The following is a 22,121-nucleotide window of genomic DNA, read 5'->3' as shown; positions in this document are numbered from 1 at the left end:
TTGACGGGTTAGGATAGGCGCCTGTTTTACATTCAGTTTGCCAATGGGAGTCTCCATGAGTGCCGTCACCCGTGCCGCCGTCGAAGGCGTGCTTCGCCAGTACACCGACCCCTACCTGAACCAGGACCCGGTCAGCGCCGGCTGCGTGCGTGCCATCGATATCCAGGGCGGGCAGGTCAGCGTGCAGTTGCAATTGGGCTATGCCGCCGGGCTGTTCAAGAACGGTTGGGCCCAGGTGCTGCAAATCGCCATCGGCAACCTTGAGGGCGTCAGCGGCGCCCAGGTGTCGATCGACTGCGTAGTGGCTGCGCACAAGGCCCAGGCCCAGGTGCCGGCCATGGCCAACGTCAAGAACATCATCGCTGTGGCGTCGGGCAAGGGCGGTGTGGGCAAGTCGACCACGGCGGCCAACCTGGCCTTGGCCCTGGCCCGCGAAGGTGCGCGGGTAGGTATTCTCGATGCCGATATCTACGGCCCCAGCCAGGGTGTGATGTTCGGTATCGCCGAGGGCACCCGCCCGCAGATTCGCGAGCAGAAGTGGTTCGTGCCGATCAAGGCCCATGGCGTGGAAGTCATGTCCATGGCCTTCCTCACCGACGACAATACACCGATGGTATGGCGTGGCCCGATGGTCTCCGGCGCGCTGCTGCAACTGGTGACCCAGACCGCCTGGGATGACCTGGATTACCTGGTGATCGACATGCCGCCGGGCACCGGTGATATCCAGCTGACCCTGGCGCAAAAGGTACCGGTGGCCGGTTCCGTGATCGTTACCACCCCGCAGGACCTGGCGTTGCTGGATGCCAAGAAGGGCGTGGAGATGTTCCGCAAGGTCAACATCCCGGTGCTGGGTGTGGTCGAGAACATGGCTGTGCACATCTGTTCGAACTGCGGCCATGCCGAGCACCTGTTCGGTGAAGGCGGTGGCGAGAAGTTGGCCAGCCAGTATGGCGTCGACCTGTTGGCATCGCTGCCGTTGTCGATGCTGATCCGCGAGCAGGCCGACAGCGGCAAACCGACGGCGATCGCCGAGCCGGAAAGCCAGATTGCCATGGTCTATCAGGAGCTGGCTCGCCAGGTGGGCGCGCGGATCGTGCTGCAGGAAGCAGCGGCACCGGCGATGCCGAGCATTACCATCAGCGAAGACTGACGCACTTCCTGTTGGAGCGGCCGTTTAGCGACACAAGGCCGCTCCCGCATGTGCAGGTATAGCCTTTATGTCAGGCATAAAAAAACCCGCCAGAGGCGGGTTTTTTTGAAAGCTAGGAAGCGAGATCGACTTAGGCGATCTGAACTTCTTCAGCCTGCATGCCTTTCTGGCCGCGGGTAGCGACGAAAGTAACAGCCTGGCCTTCTTTCAGGGTTTTGAAGCCGTCAGCTTGGATGGCTTTGAAGTGCACGAACAGGTCGTCGCCCGACTGAGGGGTGATGAAGCCGTAGCCTTTCTCATCGTTGAACCACTTAACGGTACCGTTTTGACGGTTGGACATTTTTCTGTCTCCTTGGACAATTTGATAACGGTCAGGAAAAACCCTGCCCGGGACTGAGCGCAAAGAGAGCAGAAAATTCAGCGATGGGCCGATCAGGATCGTGCATCAAACTAGAGATTCTCGGTGTCACGTGCAGCACAGTGGCGCCACCTTACCCCACTTTCCGCAACCTGCCAATGGTCAGAGGGCGCTTTACGCAAATTCGGATCGACGGCGGCTGTAGCCCCCGCCCGGCGCGGGATGAGGCATGGAACTTTAACCTGGGCGCCGGGACCGGTAAGATGCGCATCACGATTTTCAACACGCAACTCTTCAGGACACCCCGCCATGAGCATCAAATCGGACAAGTGGATTCGCCGCATGGCGCAGGAACACGGCATGATCGAACCGTTCGTCGAGCGCCAGGTGCGCGGCGAACAGGACAGTCGAGTGATTTCTTTCGGGGTCTCCAGCTACGGTTACGACGTACGCTGCGCCGACGAATTCAAGGTGTTCACCAACATCAACTCGGCCACCGTCGACCCGAAAAACTTCGACGCCGGCAGCTTCGTCGACATCAAGAGCGACGTGTGCATCATTCCGCCGAACTCGTTCGCCCTGGCGCGCACTGTCGAGTATTTCCGCATTCCGCGTGACGTGCTGACCATCTGCCTGGGCAAGAGCACGTACGCCCGTTGCGGCATCATCGTCAACGTCACCCCGCTCGAGCCTGAGTGGGAAGGCCACGTGACGCTGGAGTTCTCCAACACCACCACGTTGCCGGCGAAGATCTACGCCAACGAAGGCGTAGCGCAGATGCTGTTCCTGCAGTCCGACGAAGAATGCGAGGTGTCGTACAAGGACCGTGGCGGCAAATACCAGGGCCAGCGCGGCGTCACCTTGCCGCGTACCTGAGCCGACAAGCGCGGGGAATTACCCGCGCCTTTGGCACTCCAACGCAGTAATGCCGGTGCGCATGATGTGCATCGGCTTTCGTCAGGAGCAGCCAATGAAACTCCATCCCGCAATCAGTGCCAAGCTGGCAGGCCTGCAGCCCAATCACGTGGGGTTGTTGCCCTGGTCACTGCTGGCGCACCCGCTGCCCATGCAGGCGGGGGGCGTGCCCCACCAGCCTGACCCCGATACCCCGCAACCGCCGGAACCGGGTGAAACACCCCCCATGGAGCCGGGCGAGCCGACCTTGCCGGACGAACCGCCACCAGCCCCTGTGGCCTGAGTGCTGTCACAACGGCCAGATGCGTCCCGCGCCAGCCAGGTATACCCGGCTGGTATCGGCTGGCGTGATTTCCCAGCCCCCGGTGAACTCACCGAATGCCGGCAGCAGGCTGACGTGTGCATCGATCAGGAAGCAAGGCAGGCGCAGGCGTTGCCGGGCCTTGCCGCGCAAGACGAACGCCGGATGCACATGGCCCGCCAACACCGGGTGCGTTGGGTGGGGCTGAGGCTCGTGCCGTAGCGCAAACGGTTCCAGTAGCCAGGGCTCGTCCTCGGTTTGAATATGCAACGAAGCCGGCGGATCGCCGGCATTGCGATCATGATTGCCGCGTATCAGCACGATTTTCAGGTGTGCATGCCGTTCCCGCCACAGCTGTAACCTGGCCAGCGTCGCTGGTGCTCGAGCTGTGCGTGCATGGAGGAAGTCGCCAAGAACGATCAGCTGTTCGCAGTCATGTGCTGCCAACAAGGCGTCCAACCGGGCAAGTGTCGCCTGGGTGGTACCGCGTGGCACCGGTTGATGCAGGGCGCGATAGCTGGCGGCCTTGCCGATGTGGACGTCGGCCACCAGCAGGGCGCGGCGGGCAGGCCAGTAGATGGCCTTGTCGGGGAGCAGCCAGAGCGACTGGCCACAGTGTTCGATGGGTTGGTAGTTCATCCTCCAACCGCCGCTTGTTCCAGTTCCGCCACCATGCGCGCAATCCGATCCGCCAGCTTCTCGGTGCTCAATGTCTCGCGCATGCCTTCCACCAACAACGCAAACGCCAGCGGCCCTGGCCGCCTCAACGCGCGCAGGTCCAGTCGCAACTCACCCATTTTCAGCAACTGCCGACGCAGTCGTTCGATCTCCAGCTCCTCGCTCAACACCTCATCCTGCGCCTGGCCAAGCAGCAGGTTCCCTGTATCGTGTTTGCGAAACACTTCATAGAACAGCCCACTGGAAGCCTGGATCTGCCGGGTGCTCTTCTGCGCCGCTGGGTAGCCGCCAAACACCAGCCCGGCGATCTGGGCAATCTCACGAAAGCGCCGCAGAGCCATTTCCCCGGCATTCAGGCTGGCCAGCACATCTTCCAGCAGGTGATCGGTGCTCAGCGCCAGCGGCAAGTCACTCGCCCAGTCCACTAGGGCAGGGCTGAGCAGTTCGAACCCATAGTCATTGACGGCAATCGATACCGATAGCGGTTGCACGCGGCTGACCCGCCAGGCAATCAGGTTGGCCAGGCCCAGGTTGGCCATGCGCCCGGCAAAGGGGTACAGGAACAGATGCCAGCCCTGGCGTGACTTGAAGGTCTCGGCCAGCAGTGTGCCGGTGGTGGGCAAGGCCGACCATCGTGCCTGCAGCGCCAGCAGCGGGCGCACTGCGCGCATCTCCGGGCCATCAAAGCGTTCATGGGCTGCAGCATCGAGCTGTTCGACCAGCGCGTCGGCCAATTCGCTCGAGAGCGGCATGCGCCCGCCATTCCAGCGCGCCACCGCAGCCTTGCGCGCCGTGCTGCGACGCACATAGGCCGTCATGTTTTCCACGCGCACCAGCTCCAGCACCCGCCCGGCAAACACCAGCGAGTCGCCGGGGCGCAGGCGGGCAATGAAGGCTTCCTCGACACTACCAAGCGTCTTGCCCGCGCTACCCTTGCCCCAGTACTTGAGTTGCAGGTTGGCGTCGCTGACGATGGTGCCGATACCCATGCGATGGCGTCGTGCCAGACGTTCGCTGGCGACCCGGTAAACACCGTCGGCGTGGCGCTCGACGCGCTGGTAGTCCGGGTAGGCGCTGAGCGAGTTGCCGCCATGACAGACGAAGTCCAGCGCCCATTGCCACTGGCTGTCGCGCAACTCGCGAAAGGCCCAGGTGCTGCGCACTTCAGCCAGCAGTTGCTCGGGACGAAAGCCACTGCCCAGGGCCATGCTGACCAGGTGCTGGACCAGCACGTCCATGCTCAGGCGTGGTGAGAAGCGGGCTTCGATGTGACCGGCAAGCAGTGCCTTGCGCGCCGCCGCTGCCTCCACCAGCTCCAGGCTGTGGGTAGGCACCAGGGTGACCCGCGAGCGCCGTCCCGGCGCATGCCCTGAGCGCCCGGCACGCTGCATCAGGCGGGCAATGCCCTTGGCCGAGCCAATCTGCAACACCCGCTCCACTGGCAGAAAGTCCACACCCAGGTCCAGGCTGGAAGTACAGACCACGGCTTTCAGGCTGCCTTGCTTGAGGCTGCGCTCGACCCAGTCGCGGGTTTCTCGGGCCAGTGAGGCATGGTGCAAGGCAATCAGCCCGGCCCAGTCGGGGCGGGCTTCAAGCAGGGCCTGGTACCAAAGTTCGGCCTGTGCACGGGTGTTGGTGAACACCAAGCAGCTGGCACTGGCGTCTATCTCGTGGCTGACCTGGTCGAGCATCTTCAGGCCCATGTGCCCCGCCCAGGGGAAGCGCTCGATGGCTGTTGGCAGCAAGGTATCGACCTGTAGCGCCTTGTCCTGGCGGCCCTGTACCAGCAGGCCGCCTTGCGGCAGCAGTACCTCCAGCGCATGTTGCAGGTTGCCGAGGGTGGCCGAGAGGCCCCAAGTGGGCAGGTCGGGGTGCCACTGGCGCAGGTGGGCCAGGGCCAGTTGCAGTTGTACCCCGCGTTTGTTGCCCAGCAGTTCGTGCCATTCATCCACCACCACCAGGCGCAGCGTAGCGAAGTCTTCGCGCGCCTGTGCCCGGATCAGCAGCAAGGTCAGGCTTTCGGGTGTGGTGACCAGCACGCTTGGCAGGCGCCGCGCTTGCCGGGCGCGCTCGGCGCTGCCGGTGTCGCCGCTGCGTACCCCCACGCGCCAAGGCAGTTCAAGTTCATCCAATGGCGCCTGCAAGGCGCGCGCAGTGTCAGCGGCCAAGGCCCGCATGGGCGTGACCCACAGCACCTGCAATGGCACCGGTTGGCTGCCTTGGGGCTGGGGCTTGAACGCGCGAAGCGCGGCGAGCCACACGGCGTAGGTCTTGCCGGCGCCGGTACTGGCATGCAATAGGCCAGACTGGCCGCGCTCGACGGCTGCCCAGACGCGTCGCTGGAAAGCGAACGGCTTCCAGCCGCGTTTGGCGAACCAGGCATTGGCAAGGTCGATGGCGGCGGGCATAAGGCAGTGGTCCGTCGAAGGTCGTGCTTCTACAGACCACCCGCCAAGGGCAATGGTTTTACCGAATCAGTTGCCCAGCAGATAGCCGCTGCGGCACACCTGCTCGCCGGCCACATGGGCGATGACCATGCCAGCCGTTGCCATGCGCCGCACGCTACGGGCGTACAGCAGGCCCGGCTGGCTGTTGCGTATGGCGGTCACCCGGTCGCTTAGGGGGTCGATGATTTCTGCGATCAACTGGCCGGCTTCCAGGTGCTGTCCTGGTTTGGCGTGATACACCAGCAAGCCGCCCAGTGGCGTCGACACCGGCTCGACAGCGGCCAGCGGCGTGGCGGGGTTGAGCAAGGCCGGCAAAGGCGGGCTGGCGCCCTCGATAACACCCGCGTGGGTCAGAAAGTCGATTATCGCCTGGCAATCCTTGCTGGCCAGGTCATGGCTGACATCGGCTTGGCCACGCAGTTCGACGGTTACCGAGCAGCAGCCCAGCGGGATCGGGAAGCGCTTGCCGAAGCGCTGCTGCAACTGCCACCAGACCAGGCTGAAGCATTCGTCGAAAGACTGCCCGCCCGAATCGGTGGCCAGCAGGCTGGCCTGGGCGCCCAGGTAGCGGGCCAACGGCTCGATTTGCGGCCAGGCGTCTGGTGTGGTGTACAGGTGCTCGACTGCCTCGAAGTCGCAGTGCAGGTCCAGCACCATCTCGGCATCGCAGGCCAGGCGCTGCAGGATCAGGCGCTGGGCTTGCAGCGGTGTACGGGCTGGGTGCGCGTCCAGCCCGCGGCGCAGGTATTCGCGGATCAGTGCGAGGTTGTGAGCCGAGTCCTGGGTCAGGTGCTCTTCGATCTGGTCGCCGATGCTGTCTGACAGGTCGACGAAGTTGCGGTTGAAGTTCTCGCCGCTTTGCAGCTCGAAACGCCCCAGCGGCGCATCCAGCAACACTTGCTCCAGGCCGACCGGGTTGGCCACCGGCACCAGGATGATCTCGCGCTGCAGTCGACCTTGCTGTTCCAGTTCGGTTAGGCGACGCTTGAGGTGCCAGGCCACCAGCATGCCTGGTAGTTCGTCGGCGTGCAGCGAGGCCTGGACATAGACCTTGCCGCCACCGCGGGGGCCGAAGTGAAAGCTGTGCAGTTGGCGGGTGATGCCCGGAACGGGTGAGAGCAGGTCGTGGGTTGAATGGTGCATGGTGGTCCTGGCTGCGTGGCGAAAACGGTCTGCGACACGGGTCGGCACACAGATAGAAGCATAGTTTTCAGCCTTTCGCCTCCATCCGTGTAGCCCTGATTACCGCACTGGCCTCTTCAGGCCAGTAGCGCCTGCAAGGTCGCCAAGTCATCTGCCTCATCCACCGGCTTGTCCAGCCGCCAGCGCAGCATGCGCGGAAAGCGCACGGCAATACCGCTTTTGTGGCGTCGAGACAGGGCGATGCCTTCGAAGCCCAGCTCGAACACCAGCGTTGGCGTCACACTGCGCACCGGGCCAAAGGTTTCCACCGTGGTCTTGCGAATGATGGTATCGACCTTGCGCATCTCTTCGTCAGTGAGCCCCGAATAGGCCTTGGCAAAGGGCACCAGCACCCGCCCTGGCGTGCCAGCCGGGGCGTCCCACACGGCAAAGGTGTAGTCGCTGTACAGGCTGGCCCGTCGCCCATGCCCACGCTGGGCATAGATCAGCACGGCATCGACGCTGAACGGGTCGATCTTCCACTTCCACCAGGTGCCCATATCCTTGGTGCGCCCCACGCCGTAGAGGGCTTCGCGCTGCTTGAGCATCAGGCCCTCGACACCCAGGCTGCGCGACAGCTCGCGCTGGTGGGCAAAGTCGGCCCAGTCCGGGCCTGTCAGCAGCGGCGACAGCAGCACGGGGGCAAGCGGGTACTCATCGACCAATCGCTCCAGTTGGCTACGGCGTTCGTGCTGCGGTCGGCTGCGCCAGTCTTCGCCTTGCCACTCCAACAGGTCGTAGGCCTGCAGCACCACCGGCGCGTCGTGCAGCATTTTTTTGCCCAGCGTTTTGCGGCCGATGCGCTGCTGTAGCAAGGCGAAAGGCTGCACGGCCAGTTCAGCCCCTGTATCACCAGGCTTCCAAACCAGAATCTCACCGTCGAGCACAACGCCATCGGGCAATGTCTGCGCCAGGCTGTGCAGTTCTGGGAACCGCTCGGTAACCAGTTCCTCACCGCGCGACCAGACCCACAACTGGCCCTCGCGCTTGACCACCTGGGCGCGAATGCCGTCCCACTTCCACTCGATTTGCCAGTCGCTTGGGGGGCCGAGCAGGGTATCGAACTGGTCGGTGGAGGCTTGCAGCGGGTGGGCCAGGAAGAAGGGGTAGGGTTGCCCACCACGCTGGCTGTGCTCATCGGCGGTCTCTGGAGCGATCAGTTGCTGGTAGTCGGCCGCCGTGGGGCGATGGCTGATGTCGGTGTAACCGACCAGGCGCTGGGCTACGCGTTTGGCGTCCAGCCCGGCCAGTTGCGCCATGGCGCGGGTGACCAGCAGCTTCGACACGCCCACGCGAAAACTCCCGGTGATCAGCTTCAGGCACACCATCAGGCTGGGGCGATCCAGCTGCGCCCAGAGCGCCGGCAAGCGCTGCCGGATATGCTCGGGTGGCAGCCCGCGCAGGGGCAGCAAGTGCTGCTCTACCCAAGTGGCCAGGCCTTCCTCGCTGCCATCGATGTGCTGCGGTAACAGCAGCGAAATGGTCTCGGCCAAGTCGCCCACCGCCTGATAGCTTTCTTCGAACAGCCAGTCCGGCAGGCCGGCCAGGGCCGTGGCCATTTCACGCAAAAGGCGGGTGGGCACCAGCTGACGTGGGCGCCCCCCGGCCAGAAAGTACACTGCCCAGGCGGCGTCGTTAGCGGGGGCTGTGCCGAAGTAGTCGCGCAGTGCCTCAAGCTTGGCGTTGCTGGAGGTAGTCGCGTCCAGGCGCAGGTACAACATAGCAAAGGCTTTCATGGCGAAGGCCCGGTGTTCGGCACGTCGTCCTCGTCGCCATACTCGGTGACGAAGGCGCGGGCATCCAGGCCTTGTTCGTTGAGGTAGCGCACCAGGACGTTGACCGAGCCGTGGGTGACCATCACCCGCTCGGCGCCGGTCTGGCCAATGGCCCAGAGCAGGCCGGGCCAGTCGGCGTGGTCGGACAGCACGAAACCCCGGTCCACGCCGCGCCGCCTGCGGGTACCGCGTAGCAGCATCCAGCCGCTGGCGAAGGCGTCGCTGTAATCGCCGAAACGGCGCATCCAGCTGCTGCCGCTGGCTGACGGCGGGGCCAGCACCAGTGCCTGGCGCAGCAGTGGGTCGTTGCGTGGGATATCGCCTGCATAGCGCGTTTCCGGCAGGTGGACACCGGCGTCCCGGTATACCCGGTTGAGCGGCTCGATGGCGCCATGCACAAGAATCGGGCCGATGCTGGCATTCAGCCCATGGAGAATCCGCTGGGCCTTGCCGAAGGCATAGCAGAACAGCACGCTGGCCTTGCCCTGTTCGCGATTGGCCAGCCACCAGGCATTGATGCCTGCAAAGATTTCGCTTTGCCTGGGCCAGCGGTAGATCGGCAGACCGAAGGTCGATTCGGTGATGAAGGTGTGGCACGCCACCGGTTCGAACGGGGTGCAGGTGCCGTCGGGCTCTACCTTGTAGTCACCGGATGCAACCCAGACTTCACCCTGATACTCCAGGCGCACCTGTGCCGAGCCCAGCACGTGCCCGGCCGGGTGCAGGCTCAGGGTTACCCCGTGGTGCAGCAGGCGTTCGCCGTAGGGCAGTGTCTGCAAATCGATATCCAGGCCCAGACGACTGCGCAGAATACCGGCACCAGGGCTGGCGGTCAGATAATGGCCATTACCGGTGCGCGCATGGTCACCGTGGCCATGGGTGATCACGGCTCGGTCCACGGGCCGCCAAGGGTCGATGTAGAAATCGCCGGGCGGGCAGTACAGGCCTTCGGGGCGGGCGATGACAAGGTCCATGGGCTATGTGCACTGGTTGGGTTACCAGTTAGGAGCGGTGGTGATGGGGGGAAGTTCGGACGGGTTGGGGGCGGGTGTTGGGCGGAAAACTGGCAGCGCTCGGTACCCGCACCCGCCCATCATTTGATCAATGCCTTACCGACCCGGCACCAAGGTCAGGCGCTGGTTGCCATACGCCCGCCCGAAGTTCTGCTGCTGCAGCGGCAGGCTCATGAAGCGCCCTTTGAACCAGGCATCCAGCCCGTCGCTGTAATGTGCGCTGGCCGGGTTGCCTGACTGGCCGCTGCTGGTCAGCACCTGCAACGGTTCGGCCTGGCCGAAATCGACGATCATCCGCGCCGAGGCTGGCAGGCGGGTGGCGAAGTCGCTGCCCCAGGCGTATGGCGTCAGGGCCAGGGTGGAAAAGTCGCCGCCAGCGGCCAGGGGCGAACGGCTGATGGCATCGCCCAGGCCATGGTAGGCCGGTGCCGGCCAGCGGTATTGGTGCAGCTTGCCCCATTGCCAGGCGCGGCGGTCGGCGCCCAGTTGCGCGATTCCGGTATCCATCGCACTGGCCAGGCTGCGGGCGAGGATGGCGGGCTTGTCTTCTTTTTGCGGAGTATTGCGGTCATCCCAGAACGGGCTGTCGTCGCGGCCCAGCAGGTGATCGGCCTGCGCCGAGAACGACAAGCGCGCATTGCTGACGAACGCCTGCCAGGCTGGGCCAGACTCCGGGCCCAGGTCATCGAGGAAGGTCTGCCGCGCGACCTCCTGCAAGAACAATTCGTACAGTGCGGCATCCGCCGACACCGGGCTCAAGCGGCCATCGAAGGCCTTCAGGCGGGCCAGCGTGTCCCGGGCCTTGTCACGCTGGGCTGCCGGTAGGGCGTCGATCGCCTGCTTAAGCGGCTGGGCCATGCCAGGGGCGTCGAACATCTGCTTGAGCTTGTCGGCCAGCAAGGTCACCTGATCGTTCTGCAGGGCCATCAGGCTGCGGCTGTCGTGGCGCCCGTTGCCGGCAAGCTGGGCCAGGCGTTCGGCGCGTTCGGGGTAATACCAGGTGCTGGACAGCTGCATGCCATAGCCGCGCGGCAGGCTGCGCTGGTTGGCGTGGCCGATCCAGCCTGCAGGTGGGTCCTGGTCATACGGGTGCAGCATCGGGTCGGCATAGCCGTCCCAGTCGTAACGCCCATCCCAGCCCGGCGAAGGTAACAAGCCCTGGCCTTCGCGGCGGTTGGGGTAGCGGCCACTGACTTGCCAGCCGATGTGCTCAGGTTCGGCGAACACGAAGTTGAGGGCAGCAGCAGTGACTTCACGGGTGCTGTCGAAGGCCCGTTCCACGTTCTTGGCCCGGGTCAGGTCGAACAGTGCATCCAGGCTGCGGTCACCCTTGAACTGTGGCAGGTTCAGCGCCAAGCCAAGGCTGGCGTTGTCTGGCTGGGCCAGCAAGGTGCCGTGGCGGGTGTCATACATCACTTCGCGCAGGGGGCGTTGGCCACGCACAAAGAAGGTTTCGCTACGGGCGCGAGCTGGCAGCCATTTGCCGTCGGCCAGGTAGCTCAGCTGGCTGCCCTGGCGGCGCAGCTGCTCGATGAACAGGTCCTGGTTGTCGGCCATTACCGCGCTGCTGCTCCAGGCCAGCTTGCCGTTATAGCCGGCCAGCACGATCGGCAAGCCAGGCAACGACAGGCCGGCAACCTGGTACTTGCTGGTGTTGATTTGTACCGGGCTCAGGGCCCAGGCGGCACGGCTGTCGCTGGCCAGCAGGCTCTTGCCGCTGCGGCTGCGCTGCGGGGCCAGGGCCAGGTTGGCCGAACCCGGGCTGCCGAGCAGGTCAAGGTCGGCCAGCTTCTGGCTGGCAGCCGCCAGGGCTGGCAGCCCCGGCAACTGGCTGGCCAGGTTCAGGCCCTTGAGCTTGTCCACTTCGCTTTCGGCCAACGGCTCGTCGGGGGCCCCAGGCAGCAGCCAGGCCAGCTTGTCGCTGCCGGCTTTCTGCGCCAGGGTCAGGGCGCTGAGTTCTTCCTGCAGGTTCACCGACTGGCTGAAGGCATATAGGCAAAAGATCAGCGCCGAGTCTTCGGGCTTCCAGTATTCGGGGCGATAGCCGCTGCTGGCCAGGGCGGCCGGCAGCTTGTCGCGATAGCGGAACAGGTAGGCGTTTACCCCGCGTGCATACACTTCGAAGAAGCGCTTGAGCCGTGGTGATGCGTCGGCGTATTGCTGGGCCGCGCTCTGCTTGAGGTTGGCGGCGCGCATCAGGCGGTCGATATCCAGCGCTTCGCTGCCGGCCAGTTCGGCCAGGCGGCCCTGGGCGAGCAGGCGCATGGCGACCATCTGTTCGATGCGGTCGCCGGCGTGCACATAGCCCAGGCTGAACAGCGCATCATGGAAGCTGCTGCTTTCGATCAGCGGCGCGCCCATGGCATTGCGCCGTACCGAAACATTCTGCGCCAGGCCTTTGAGTGGCTGCACGCCACTGGTCGGTGGCACGCTGTCCTGGTAGCCGCCCGTCTGGCAGCCGGCCAGCCCGAGCATGCCGAGCAGCGTGGCAGCGGTGGTGAACCGCAGGCGGAAGGGAGGAAAGGCGGGGGCTGCCATGACAAGGGCTCCTGCGAGGCGAGGCTGGTTTGGAAAGGCGCTAAGGTAGTAAGCGCGCAGGCGCCGTGCAAGGTCCCAGGTCGGTTTATTTGATTACGCCGGGTCAAACGTCGAAGTGGTCAGCCAAGGTGTCGGAAAAATGCGTGCAATTGATACGCGCGTAGCGTTGGTAGTCACGGCTGACCGCAAATGCTGAACCGGGCATCAACAAGATCTTGTGTTGTTCCAGTTTGCGCATGAAAGGTTGCAGGTTTGGCAGGTCCGGGTGGTAGACCCAGAGGAACATGCCGCCTTGCGGCGCAATATCGAACTGCCAGCCGCGCTCGAGCAACAAGCGTTGGGTCTGCACTTGCTGACGGATCAGGCGCTGCTGCACGTCCTTCATGTGTCGGGCATAGGTGCCGTCAGACAATATGGTGTTGACGAAGCGTTCGCAAAACGCCGGCACGGCGACGCAGGTCAGCAGTTTCAGGCGTGTCAGTGGTTCGATCAGGTCTTGCGAGCAGGCAATGAAACCCACACGCAGTGATGCCGACAGGCATTTGGAGAAGCTACCGACGTAAATAACCCGGTCAAGGTTGTCCAGCTCGGCAAAGGTCTGGCGCACGGCAGGGCTGAAGTCGCCATACACATCATCCTCGACCACGAAAAACTCGTGCTCCACCGCCAGGCGCAGGACGCTGAAGGCGTTATGGGGGCTGATGTTGCTACCGGTCGGGTTGTGGAACGTGCTGTTGCAAAAGAACGCCTTGACCTTGTGCGTGGCCAGATAGCTTCTCATTTCTTCCACGTCCGGCCCGTCCTGGGTTCGCCGAATGCCGACCACGTGCCCGCCCGCCAGCTGGATCAGCTTGATCAGGTTGCCGTTGCCGGGTTCGTCGACGAAAACGTGGTCGCCTGGTTTGATCAACAACCGTGCGACCAGGTCCAGGCCTTGCGTGGCACCCAGCGTGGTCAGCAACTGGTTGGGGCGGGCTTCGACACGGGTCAGCCGCTTCATGTGCACGCACAACTGCTTGCGCATGGGCAGGTAGCCCTGGATGTCGCCGTACTCTGCCAGTGAGCTTTGCTCCAGCCGCGCCGTGCGCCGAATGGCCTTGGCCAGCAGCTCGGTGTCTCGCCATGCAGGGGGCAGCCAGCCGCTGCCCAGCTTGGTGTAATGCTGGCCGCCCTGCAGCAGCCGGAACAGCGGATCACCGGCCATGCACTCGGGTTCGTGGATAACGCTCGCTTGCCGGGCCCTGTTTGCGACGAAGTAGCCACGGCCGGGTGAGGCCGTCAACACACCTTCGCTGACCAGCTGGGCATAGGCCGATACGACGTCGTGGTAACTGAAGTCGACCGCAGCCGTCAGCTTGCGGATGGAGGGCATGCGTTGCCCTGGCAACCACTCGCCGGCATCCAGGCGTTGTTTCAACAGGTGATGAAGGCTGCTGGGGTTCATGGCAGGTCCGAAACCGTTAGAAAAAAAAGCCTAACAGTTAACGGAAATGCTTGTCGACTGTTCGTTTGCAAATGGCCAGTACATGCCACTATCCCCTTGTCGGAACTTTCGGCTGCCAGCAAAGGCAGCACTTTTAGCGTCTGTGCACACCAGACAACTGGATATCAAGCCCATGCATACTATGGACATGCAATCAGCCGTGATTGCCAGGCTCCCTGTGCCTGATGAACTGGCGTCATTCAAAGTTGTAAAAAACCTTGTGACCTCGGCGTTGTTGGAGTGCTGTTCAATCGACGAGTTCGAGGCGCTGAAAGAAACATTGGTTATTGAAAGTGTTTCTGAACAGGCCCATGCCGACTTGCAGGCCTTTGCCCAGAAAGATCCGGCGGCTGGCCGTGACCTGGTATTCATTGCAAAAACCTACACCTCTTACTCGGCGGTTTTGCACTATCGACTTGCCCATTGGATTTACCGTAATACGGCCTCCACCTACGGCGCCGGCGGCCAATGCCTGGCTGCCATGATCTCCAGGCGCGGAAAGATGCTCTCGGGGGCGGAGATCCATTTCCGCAGCCGCATCGGTGCGCGCTTCATCATCGATCACGGCATGGGCACCGTCATTGGTGAGACCTCGACCATTGGTGACGATTGCTACGTGCTCGGCGGTGTCACCCTGGGCGCCCGAGGCATCAGTGACAACCCTTCCAGCGCCCGGCACCCGACCCTTGGCAACCGGGTACAGATCGGCGCTTTCGCCAGTGTGCTGGGTGCTATCCACGTCGGCGACGGCGCGTTTATCGGGCCGGGTTGCATTATTACCAAAGATGTCCCCGCCGCTGCTCGGGTACAGATAAAAACATCATTGCAGGTGGTACTTGAACCATGAATGCTCTCAACTATGAAGTTTTACGCAACACCGAGAAATTGTATTACAAAGACCAATACCAGGCCGGTGCAAACACGCAAGTAACGCGGGTGCACAGTGACGGTATCGAGTTGCAAAGTACCGTGGCCTACCCGGAAGGCGGTGGCCAGGAGGCAGACATGGGTACCATTGAACTTCCCATCGGTACCGTACGCTTCATCTGGGTTAAAAAACTTTACGGTAGCCCCATTCGCCTTGAAGGTTTCAAAGGCGGAAAGCTGGGCGGCATCATTATTCACAGCCTGCACCCCGATGACCTGCACTTGCTCGATGAAGTCACCGCAGGTATGCCGGCCCGCGTCACCATCGATATTGAACGGCGCGAACGGCTGACGCTGTCTCACAGTGCCAGCCACTTCTTGTATGCCGCCGCCATCGGGCTGCGAGAAGAGTTGAAGCAATGGACCATCGGCTGTCACATCAAAGAGGACTCGGCACGTTTCGATTTCCTGGTCGAGGACGCCTTCACCGCCGAAGACGTGGTTGAAATAGAACGGCGGGCCAATGAACTGATCGGCTGCGAAGCGCCCATCGAGCACTACGCGGTCGATGGGCTGGAAGACGCGCGCTTGTGGACCTACAACGGCATCGAGATCCCGTGTGGTGGCACGCACCTCGATTCACCTCGGCGCATCGGGCACCTGAGCGTCAGGCGCAAACGCCTGGGTAAAGGCAAGGAACGGCTGATCTGCGTGTTCCCCGAGGCCGAAATCGACCTGTCCACCTATCACGAGCACGCCCTATGAACAGCACGCTACCGCGGCGCACGTACCTGTATTTCACCGCACAGTCGATCAACCTGACGACTGCTGTCATGTCGGTGACCATGGCCGCCATCGTTGGCGCGGCGCTGGCGCCTGACGCTGCGTGGTCCACGGTGCCGTACGGGTTCCAGTTCCTGTGCCTGATGTTGGCAACCTATCCGGTCTCCAGGTTGATGGGCCGCATTGGCCGCAAAAAGGCCTTCATGCTGGGGGCGATCCCCTTGGCGTTGTCGGGTGTAAGCGGCTTCCTGGCGGTGGAGCACCAGCATTTTCCAACCCTGGTACTCAGCCATTCTGCGTTGGGTGTGTATATCGCGTTCGCCAACTTCAACCGGTTCGCGGCCACCGATAATCTTTCCCAGGCCCTGAAGCCCAAAGCCCTTTCGCTGGTCGTGGCAGGGGGCGTCATTGCTGCTGTCGTCGGGCCGACGCTCACCGAGTGGCTGCGGGATGTGGGCGGTTACCCACTGTTTTCGCTGTGTTATGCCGCGTTCGTCGGCCTGGCGTTGCTGTCACTGCTGATCGCCCTGTGCCTGCCCAACGATGCAGGGGTGGCCCGTGCGGTCAACAACGCAGCCAAGTCGTCTAGCGCCCGCACTGAGCCTGCGAGCCCAAGCGTGATGGTGGCCATGGCGGTTGCCGCGCTGGGCTACGGGATCATGAACCTGCTGATGATCCAGGCCTCGATGCACATGAAACACATGCATGAGGACTTCTCTGACGTGCGCCTGGCGATCCAGTGGCATGTGATTGCCATGTTCGCCCCGTCGTTCTTCACCGGCGCCATCATCCAGCGGCTGGGTATCAGGACCACCATTTGCGCGGGCCTGGCCCTGTTGATCGGCTGTTCGGCGATGAATATCTGGTCGCACAGCTACGCCATGATGACCCTGGCGCTGATTGCCCTCGGGCTGGGTTGGAACCTGACGTATGTAGGCGGCGGTGCCTTGCTCGCTCAGTCGCTGCAAAACAGCCCGGCGGCGATGCAGATGCAGGGCAAGAACGACCTGGCGATTGCCATTTTCGCCACCCTCGGCGCATTCAGCCCTTCGCTGTTGCTGAGTTCGGTCGGTTGGGACGGCACCAATGCCATCTGCATGGTCCTGTGCATCGGGCTGCTGGTCGCCACTGCCGGCCTGCTGCAGAACAAGGCCTGCTTGCATACTTCAATGGAAGGTAGCCGCAAATGAGCGAGCTCATCAGTGTCAGCGAACGCATCTACACCAAGTTGGAAATGAACAACCCGGGCGGTAGCCACAAATACCGTGCGGCCCGGCGCATCGTCGAGCATGCCGTGCGCAATGGCAATATCATTCCCGGTGTGACAACCGTCATCGAAAAAACCGGCGGCAGTTTCGGTTTTGGCTTGCTGGCGGCTTGCCACAAGCACCAAGTCGCCGTTGAGCTGGCAGTTGGGTTGAGTTTCAGCCAGACCAAGCGGGACCTGCTGGAGTGCTTCGGTGCACGGCTGATTGGCAAGGAAATGCTGATGGCCGGTGCCACACCCAAGGATGTGGTGATGCATCACCTGGAAAACCAGGCCGCGCTGGGCAAGTCATACTTTTATACCGATCAATTCAACAACCCGGTGGGTGTCGAGGCGCATCGCTACCAGACAGCCAGCGAGCTGGCCGTGCAACTGACCAATGCTGGGGCCGGGCGGGAGATCCTGTTTGTCGGCTGCGCAGGCACTGGCGCCAGCTTCACGGGTATTACCCTGGGGCTGAAGGACCATGGCTTCGAGGTGTCGACAGTGCTGGTCGACCCCAGCGGCTGTGACTCGCGGGCTGGGGTGTTCGCCGATCATCGCTTTGAAGGCATGGCGGTGGGCGTTTGCCCGCCGTTCATGGACTGGTCGCTGGTGGACGAACGGGCTCAGGTGCAACATGCCGAAATGCTGGCCGCGCAGCGCTGGTTCTACATGCAAAGTGGCATTTTCGTCGGCAATACCGCCGCAGCCTGCCTTGCGGTTGCCCAACGTATGGCCCAGCACCCGCGCTATGCCGCAACCACCTTGGTGACCATCGCCTATGACGCCGGCCTGTGGTACCAGGACCTGCTGGGGACGAACCGACGCAAAGCCGCGTAGGCATAAGCCCACAGCAGGGGGCAGGTCAGATCAGGCGCCGTGGCACTTCTTGAACTTCTTTTCGCTGCCGCACGGGCAGGGGTCGTTACGGCCAACGTCCTTCAGGGCGTTGCGTACCGGCTCCTGGTGGCCGTGGTTGCAGTGCGGGCCGTGCACATGGCCGTGATCGTGGTGGTGATCATGGTCGTGGTTGCAGTCAGGGCCATGAACGTGGGGTTGTTGGGACATTGCAGGGTTACTCCGGGATGTGATCGCCGGGGATTATCTCACCACTGCGCGATAAGTGCAGGTCTCGATGGATGAGCAACCCGGTCGCCAGTTCGCCCTGCAGGGTGTAATGCAGCGGCTGCTTGCTGCGTAGCAGCTTGGCCAGTGGCTTGAGGTGCTGCCACAGGTTGGTTCGCGCGGTGATCTTGAAGGTGCGCTGGGCGTGCCCGCCCACGCTGCGCCATACGCTGGTTTCATCCTGCACCAGCAGCAGGTCGTTGAGGCGAACGGCATACGACAGGTTGCGGATGAACAGGCGGCTGTCATTGGGGTTGTCGACCCGCAGGTGCAACACGAACTCCTGCTCCAGCAGCCTGGCCTTGACCGTTTCGACCTCGACCAGGTGCACTTCGGGTTCGCGCCAGTCGTCGCCACCCCAACTGGCGCAGCCCGTCAGCAATGCCATCAGCGTACCGAGCAACAGCAGACGGGCGCGGTCGATCATGTTCAGCTCCCCACGTAACTGGCGCAGCACTTCTTGAACTTCTGCCCGCTGGCGCAGGGGCAGGGGTCGTTGCGCCCGGCCTTCAGCCCGACCGTGGGGTCGATGAAGTACCAGCGCCCGGCATGCTGTACGAACGCCGAACGCTCGCGGTGCTGGTGATCGCCGTCCTGGTCGTGCCAGCGTGCGGTGAAGGTGACAAAGCCGTGTTCCGGCTGGCCGCCCAGCACTTCGGCGCTCTCTACCTCCAGGCCCAGCCAGGTGCTTTGGGCGCTCCAGGCTGCCATGGCGGCGCGGTCCAGGTCGGCCTGCTGGGCCGGCAGGGTCGTGGCCACCAAGTAGTCGACCAGGCCCAGCACGTAGGCACTGTAGCGTGAGCGCATCAGTGCCTGGGCATCCGGTGCCGGGGTGCCGGCATGGTAATGCCCGCAGCAGGCGTCAAGCAGGTTGCCACTGCCACAAGGGCAGACCGAGACACTCATCATCACCACCAGTACTTGCCGAAGTTTTCAGGGTTGGCCCAGAACCTGGCGTTGAGCCAGTCCGGGACCTGCTTGTAGTCATGTAGATCATAGGTGAACAGGCTCAAAACCTGTTGGTCACGGCAGAATTTCTCGCTGGCTGACAGGGCCAGGGCGAAAAAGTCGGTGTCCTGCCAGCCGCAGGCGGCCAGGTCGGCCAGTACGGCAACCCGGCTGGCATTGAGGTTGCGAATGCCGCCGAGCAGCTCCAGGCCGGTGCGTTTGGGCAGGTGTTCCAGGCAGTCCACCAGTACCGCCAGGTCAAAGCGCTGGGCGGCCAGTTCGGCCGGCAGCGGGCCCGGGGCTGCGGTGGCGATAGTCACCTGCGGGTGCGCCTGGGCGAAGGCGTCCAGCGCCGGAAAGCGCGTGCCCACCAGCAGCAGGCGTTGTGGGGTGAAGCGCTCCAGCAGGGCTGCCAAAGCCTGCTGTGGGGTGCGTTGGGAAAAACCGTCGGTCATTGCCAATCCTCGTTCAAGTCGTCCAAGACTAGCGGGCCGCAGCGTGCGGGCAAAGAGGCATGTGCCTACGTCGTGGCTTATTGCTGGCAGGGATGGAATGGGCGGTCTTTACTCCCAGAGATCGGCCTTATGCCGATTCCCCCTAGGAGAAGCAATGAAATGAGCATAGTACGCACAGCGTTACCCCTGGTACTGCTCACCAGTGTGTTGACTGGTTGTGCAGGTTTGCAAAAAACCGACTGGCCGAAGTGTGCCGCCGTCGGGGGTGTAGGCGGCGCCGCTCTGGGCGCCATCGAGAGTTCCAGCTGGGCTGGCTGGGGCGCGTTGCTGGGCGGTGGCCTGGCGGCGGGCTATTGCTGGGCCCATGGCGATGGCGACGAGGATGGCGACGGCGTGCCGGACAGCCGTGACAAGTGCCCAGGCACCCCGCGTGGCGTGCAGGTCGATGCCAACGGATGCCCGCCAGAGCCGGCAGCGGTGGTCGAGGAAGTGGTGGTGCAGAAGGAAGAAGTCATCGTCATCCGCGATGTGCACTTCGAGTTCGATTCTGCGCGTCTGACCTCCAGCGACAAAGAGCGCCTCAATACCATTGCCACGCGCCTGAAGCAGGAAGCGCCATCTGCCCGGCTGAGCGTCAGCGGCCATACCGACAGTGTCGGCTCCGACAGCTATAACCAGAAACTGTCTGAGCGTCGCGCCCACTCGGTGACCGATTACCTGGTCGAGAGCGGTGTACCGCGCAGCAGCTTCGTTTCGGTGGTCGGTGCCGGTGAAACCCAACCGGTAGCTGACAATGCCACGGCCGAAGGGCGTGCCATGAACCGTCGTACCGAGATCAAGATCCAGCGGTGAAGCGGCGTGCGCCCGTGCCTTGAGCAGTGGCACGGGCGCGTCTTCATGCCGGTCAGCCGTTCGTGGCCAATGACACAGGAGCATTCAGCATGAGTGTGACGTCGAAGGCGGCATTGCCGCTGTTGGTGGCTGCCAGCCTGCTTGCGGGCTGCGCCACGCACAGCGATGGCAGCGCGCCACTCAACCAAAGGACCTGGCCCATCTGCAGCCTGCTGGGCGGCTTGGTCGGTGGTGGCCTGGGTGCCATCGAAAGTTCTACCTGGGCCGCCGGTGGCGGTGCCCTGGGCGCCATCGCCGGTGGGCTGATTTGCTATGCCCAGGACGGTGACGAAGACGGCGACGGTATTTTCGATCGCCGCGACCATTGCCCTGATACCTCGGCCAATACGGCGGTCGACCACATGGGCTGCCCGTTGAAGGAATACCCTGCCGCGCCACCAGCCACTGCGGCCGAACCGTCGCCCGAGGTGATCATCCTCGATGACAACGGCGCGGTGATGTTCGCCTTCGATTCCGCCGACCTGACGCCGGCGGCCCAGCAGCGCCTGCAAGGCCTGGTGGCGAAACTCGATTCACCAACCGTGGCCAAGGTCCGTGTGATCGGGCACACCGACAATGTGGGCTCCGACAGTTACAACCAGGCGCTCTCCGAACGCCGCGCCAGCAGCGTGGCCGAATACCTGATTGGCCAGGGCCTGGAGGCGGGCAAGGTCACCAGCCAGGGCCGTGGCGAAAGCGAGCCGGTCACCGACAACGAAACCGAGGAGGGCCGCGCGCGCAACCGACGGGTGGAGCTGCACCTCAACTGAGTGGTGCTGGCGCCTGCCTTGGCATTGCAGTTAATGTGGCGCGCACGGCCCGCTCGATCGGGGCGTCTCGACATAACAACAATCGATAGGGGCGGGGTATGAAGTTCATCCTGGGCCTGGGCAAGGTCCTGACGGTCGCTTTCTGGGGTGTGGTGTTGTTCAATCAGCTGATGCCACAACCCTTGCCCTTCAATCTGCTGATCAATGCCGCTGGTATTTTCCTGTTCGGCCTGCACCTGCTCGAAGTGCTGTTCTTCAATGGCAGCCTGCGTGGGCGCAGCCACCGCTGGTTCGACCGGTTGCAGATCCTGCTGACGGGTATCTTCCATGTCATGTCCATTCCCCGTGCGCAGGAGGCGCCGCGTAATGCGTAATCTGATGTTGCTGGCCATGTTGGCCGCTCCCCTTGCCCAGGCCGAAAGCCTGGAAGTCGCTGCCAATTCCATGTTGCGCCTGCCCGATAAGTCAGCCAGTGTGCACCTCACGCACCTGCGCGTCGCTGATGCGGCGACCCTGCTGTTGCCTGCCTCGCTCGCGGAACTGAAGGTCGACCAACTTGAACTGGGGCGTGATGCGCGTATCGCCATTGCACCTTCCGATAACCCGTTGCTGATAGAAGCGCGCAGCGCGCGGTTGGGCGAAGGCAGTGAATTCAGTGCACCGGGGGCAGCGGGCAGTTACCAGCGTGCAGCCCGTTCAGGCCGTAGCCTGGACCTGAAACTGGCTGAGCTGGATGCCGAGCGAGTAGCGATCGATGCCCGTGGCGGTGCTGGTGCGCCGGGTTATGTGGGCCTGGATGGTGCCAACGGCCAGGCCGGTGGCTGCACCTGGGGCCAGGCCAGCCGGGGTGCCAATGGTGATGATGGTGGCAACGGGCATGATGGTGCGCCGGGTGGGCGTATTCGCCTGAGCGTGCCGCAGGGCTTCCCGCAAGAGCGCATTGTCGTGCGACTGGATGGCGGTGCACCGGGTAAGCCAGGGGCGGCAGGCAAGGCCGGTAAAGGTGGGGCGAGCAAAGGGTGCCTGGTGTACAGCACCGATGCTGGGGCCAATGGGCGACCGGGCCAGCCGGGCCAGCCCGGCCTGGCGGGCGCTGCGGGTGAGCTGATTCTGCAGCCCCTTTGAGCCTCGCTGTCCCCTGTAGAAGTGGCCTTGTGTCGTGATGGGCCGCTCCTGCAGGGACCGCGTGAAAC

Annotated in this window: 23 protein-coding genes; 11 read left to right on the top strand and 12 right to left on the bottom strand. The window is 63.3% G+C overall.

Annotated features, from left to right (window positions below):
- The first annotated feature begins 55 nt into the window (after positions 1-55).
- Positions 56-1,150 (top strand): iron-sulfur cluster carrier protein ApbC, encoded by a 1,095-nt coding sequence (apbC, locus tag DM807_RS02310; protein WP_179027014.1) that lies wholly within the window; start codon positions 56-58, stop codon positions 1,148-1,150.
- A gap of 130 nt (positions 1,151-1,280) precedes the next feature.
- On the opposite strand, the gene DM807_RS02305 is transcribed toward apbC, so the two are convergent.
- The gene (locus DM807_RS02305; RefSeq protein ID WP_012273869.1) at positions 1,281-1,490 is read right to left on the bottom strand and encodes a cold-shock protein; all 210 of its coding nucleotides are present in this window, start codon (positions 1,488-1,490) and stop codon (positions 1,281-1,283) included.
- A 327-nt stretch (positions 1,491-1,817) separates the two neighbouring features.
- On the opposite strand from DM807_RS02305, the gene dcd reads away from it, so the two are divergent.
- The gene (gene dcd / locus DM807_RS02300) at positions 1,818-2,384 is read left to right on the top strand and encodes a dCTP deaminase (protein WP_003258001.1); all 567 of its coding nucleotides are present in this window, start codon (positions 1,818-1,820) and stop codon (positions 2,382-2,384) included.
- 94 nt (positions 2,385-2,478) lie between these two features.
- On the top strand, positions 2,479-2,706 hold the full coding sequence (locus tag DM807_RS02295; protein WP_003254918.1) for a hypothetical protein: 228 nt from the start codon (positions 2,479-2,481) through the stop codon (positions 2,704-2,706).
- A gap of 6 nt (positions 2,707-2,712) precedes the next feature.
- Here the strand turns inward: DM807_RS02295 and pdeM are convergent, their stop codons facing one another.
- The 7 genes from pdeM to DM807_RS02260 form a co-directional block, all read right to left on the bottom strand.
- Positions 2,713-3,363 (bottom strand): ligase-associated DNA damage response endonuclease PdeM, encoded by a 651-nt coding sequence (pdeM, locus tag DM807_RS02290; RefSeq protein WP_060514053.1) that lies wholly within the window; start codon positions 3,361-3,363, stop codon positions 2,713-2,715.
- A complete protein-coding gene (locus DM807_RS02285; protein WP_179027013.1) occupies positions 3,360-5,810 on the bottom strand; it encodes a ligase-associated DNA damage response DEXH box helicase in 2,451 nt (816 codons plus the stop codon). The genes pdeM and DM807_RS02285 overlap by 4 nt, the downstream gene beginning before the upstream one ends.
- A 66-nt stretch (positions 5,811-5,876) precedes the next feature.
- Complete coding sequence (locus tag DM807_RS02280; RefSeq protein WP_012273866.1) at positions 5,877-6,992, bottom strand: succinylglutamate desuccinylase/aspartoacylase family protein; 1,116 nt, start codon at positions 6,990-6,992, stop codon at positions 5,877-5,879.
- Positions 6,993-7,108: 116 nt separating this feature from the next.
- On the bottom strand, positions 7,109-8,767 hold the full coding sequence (locus tag DM807_RS02275) for an ATP-dependent DNA ligase (protein WP_012273865.1): 1,659 nt from the start codon (positions 8,765-8,767) through the stop codon (positions 7,109-7,111).
- A complete protein-coding gene (locus tag DM807_RS02270; RefSeq protein WP_012273864.1) occupies positions 8,764-9,780 on the bottom strand; it encodes a ligase-associated DNA damage response exonuclease in 1,017 nt (338 codons plus the stop codon). The genes DM807_RS02275 and DM807_RS02270 overlap by 4 nt, the downstream gene beginning before the upstream one ends.
- Before the next feature lie 135 nt (positions 9,781-9,915).
- Positions 9,916-12,357, bottom strand: a complete 2,442-nt coding sequence (locus tag DM807_RS02265; protein WP_012273863.1) for a penicillin acylase family protein — start codon at positions 12,355-12,357, stop codon at positions 9,916-9,918.
- A 103-nt stretch (positions 12,358-12,460) separates the two neighbouring features.
- Entirely contained in the window at positions 12,461-13,801 is a 1,341-nt protein-coding gene (locus DM807_RS02260; protein WP_012273862.1) for an aminotransferase-like domain-containing protein, read from the bottom strand.
- Positions 13,802-13,973: 172 nt separating this feature from the next.
- Between DM807_RS02260 and DM807_RS02255 the strand changes: the two genes are divergently transcribed.
- From DM807_RS02255 to DM807_RS02240, 4 genes are read left to right on the top strand one after another with little or no spacing between them, the layout of a single operon-like run.
- Positions 13,974-14,687 (top strand): serine O-acetyltransferase, encoded by a 714-nt coding sequence (locus DM807_RS02255; protein WP_041166578.1) that lies wholly within the window; start codon positions 13,974-13,976, stop codon positions 14,685-14,687.
- On the top strand, positions 14,684-15,472 hold the full coding sequence (locus tag DM807_RS02250; RefSeq protein WP_012273860.1) for an alanyl-tRNA editing protein: 789 nt from the start codon (positions 14,684-14,686) through the stop codon (positions 15,470-15,472). The genes DM807_RS02255 and DM807_RS02250 overlap by 4 nt, the downstream gene beginning before the upstream one ends.
- A complete protein-coding gene (locus tag DM807_RS02245; RefSeq protein ID WP_012273859.1) occupies positions 15,469-16,680 on the top strand; it encodes an MFS transporter in 1,212 nt (403 codons plus the stop codon). Before DM807_RS02250 ends, DM807_RS02245 begins: the two co-directional genes overlap by 4 nt.
- Positions 16,677-17,579 (top strand): pyridoxal-phosphate dependent enzyme, encoded by a 903-nt coding sequence (locus DM807_RS02240; RefSeq protein ID WP_012273858.1) that lies wholly within the window; start codon positions 16,677-16,679, stop codon positions 17,577-17,579. Before DM807_RS02245 ends, DM807_RS02240 begins: the two co-directional genes overlap by 4 nt.
- A gap of 30 nt (positions 17,580-17,609) precedes the next feature.
- On the opposite strand, the gene DM807_RS02235 is transcribed toward DM807_RS02240, so the two are convergent.
- Genes DM807_RS02235 through DM807_RS02220 form a run of 4 tightly spaced genes read right to left on the bottom strand, consistent with a single transcriptional unit; the run spans position 17,610 to position 19,267 of the window.
- Positions 17,610-17,807 carry an SEC-C metal-binding domain-containing protein gene (locus tag DM807_RS02235; protein ID WP_009684590.1) on the bottom strand — a complete coding sequence of 66 codons (198 nt, stop codon included), beginning with the start codon at positions 17,805-17,807 and terminating at the stop codon, positions 17,610-17,612.
- A 7-nt stretch (positions 17,808-17,814) separates the two neighbouring features.
- Entirely contained in the window at positions 17,815-18,291 is a 477-nt protein-coding gene (locus tag DM807_RS02230) for an LEA/WHy family protein (RefSeq protein WP_012273857.1), read from the bottom strand.
- Between the two features lie 2 nt (positions 18,292-18,293).
- Positions 18,294-18,770 carry a YchJ family protein gene (locus DM807_RS02225; protein ID WP_012273856.1) on the bottom strand — a complete coding sequence of 159 codons (477 nt, stop codon included), beginning with the start codon at positions 18,768-18,770 and terminating at the stop codon, positions 18,294-18,296.
- 2 nt (positions 18,771-18,772) lie between these two features.
- The gene (locus DM807_RS02220; RefSeq protein ID WP_012273855.1) at positions 18,773-19,267 is read right to left on the bottom strand and encodes a DUF6231 family protein; all 495 of its coding nucleotides are present in this window, start codon (positions 19,265-19,267) and stop codon (positions 18,773-18,775) included.
- Between the two features lie 159 nt (positions 19,268-19,426).
- On the opposite strand from DM807_RS02220, the gene DM807_RS02215 reads away from it, so the two are divergent.
- The 4 genes from DM807_RS02215 (at position 19,427) to DM807_RS02200 (ending at position 22,053) form a co-directional block, all read left to right on the top strand.
- On the top strand, positions 19,427-20,119 hold the full coding sequence (locus tag DM807_RS02215; protein ID WP_060493576.1) for a PA1041 family peptidoglycan-binding anchor lipoprotein: 693 nt from the start codon (positions 19,427-19,429) through the stop codon (positions 20,117-20,119).
- A gap of 89 nt (positions 20,120-20,208) precedes the next feature.
- Positions 20,209-20,928 (top strand): PA1041 family peptidoglycan-binding anchor lipoprotein, encoded by a 720-nt coding sequence (locus DM807_RS02210; protein ID WP_179027012.1) that lies wholly within the window; start codon positions 20,209-20,211, stop codon positions 20,926-20,928.
- Between the two features lie 98 nt (positions 20,929-21,026).
- Positions 21,027-21,302, top strand: a complete 276-nt coding sequence (locus tag DM807_RS02205; protein ID WP_012273852.1) for a DUF1145 domain-containing protein — start codon at positions 21,027-21,029, stop codon at positions 21,300-21,302.
- The gene (locus tag DM807_RS02200; RefSeq protein WP_060493574.1) at positions 21,295-22,053 is read left to right on the top strand and encodes a hypothetical protein; all 759 of its coding nucleotides are present in this window, start codon (positions 21,295-21,297) and stop codon (positions 22,051-22,053) included. The genes DM807_RS02205 and DM807_RS02200 overlap by 8 nt, the downstream gene beginning before the upstream one ends.
- The last annotated feature ends 68 nt before the right edge of the window (positions 22,054-22,121 follow it).

Source organism: Pseudomonas hunanensis, from assembly GCF_013393325.1.
Taxonomy (GTDB): Bacteria; Pseudomonadota; Gammaproteobacteria; order Pseudomonadales; family Pseudomonadaceae; genus Aquipseudomonas; species Aquipseudomonas putida_P.
The sequence above is the reverse complement of the archived record's forward strand: the minus strand, read 5'-3'. Positions and strand labels throughout refer to the sequence as shown.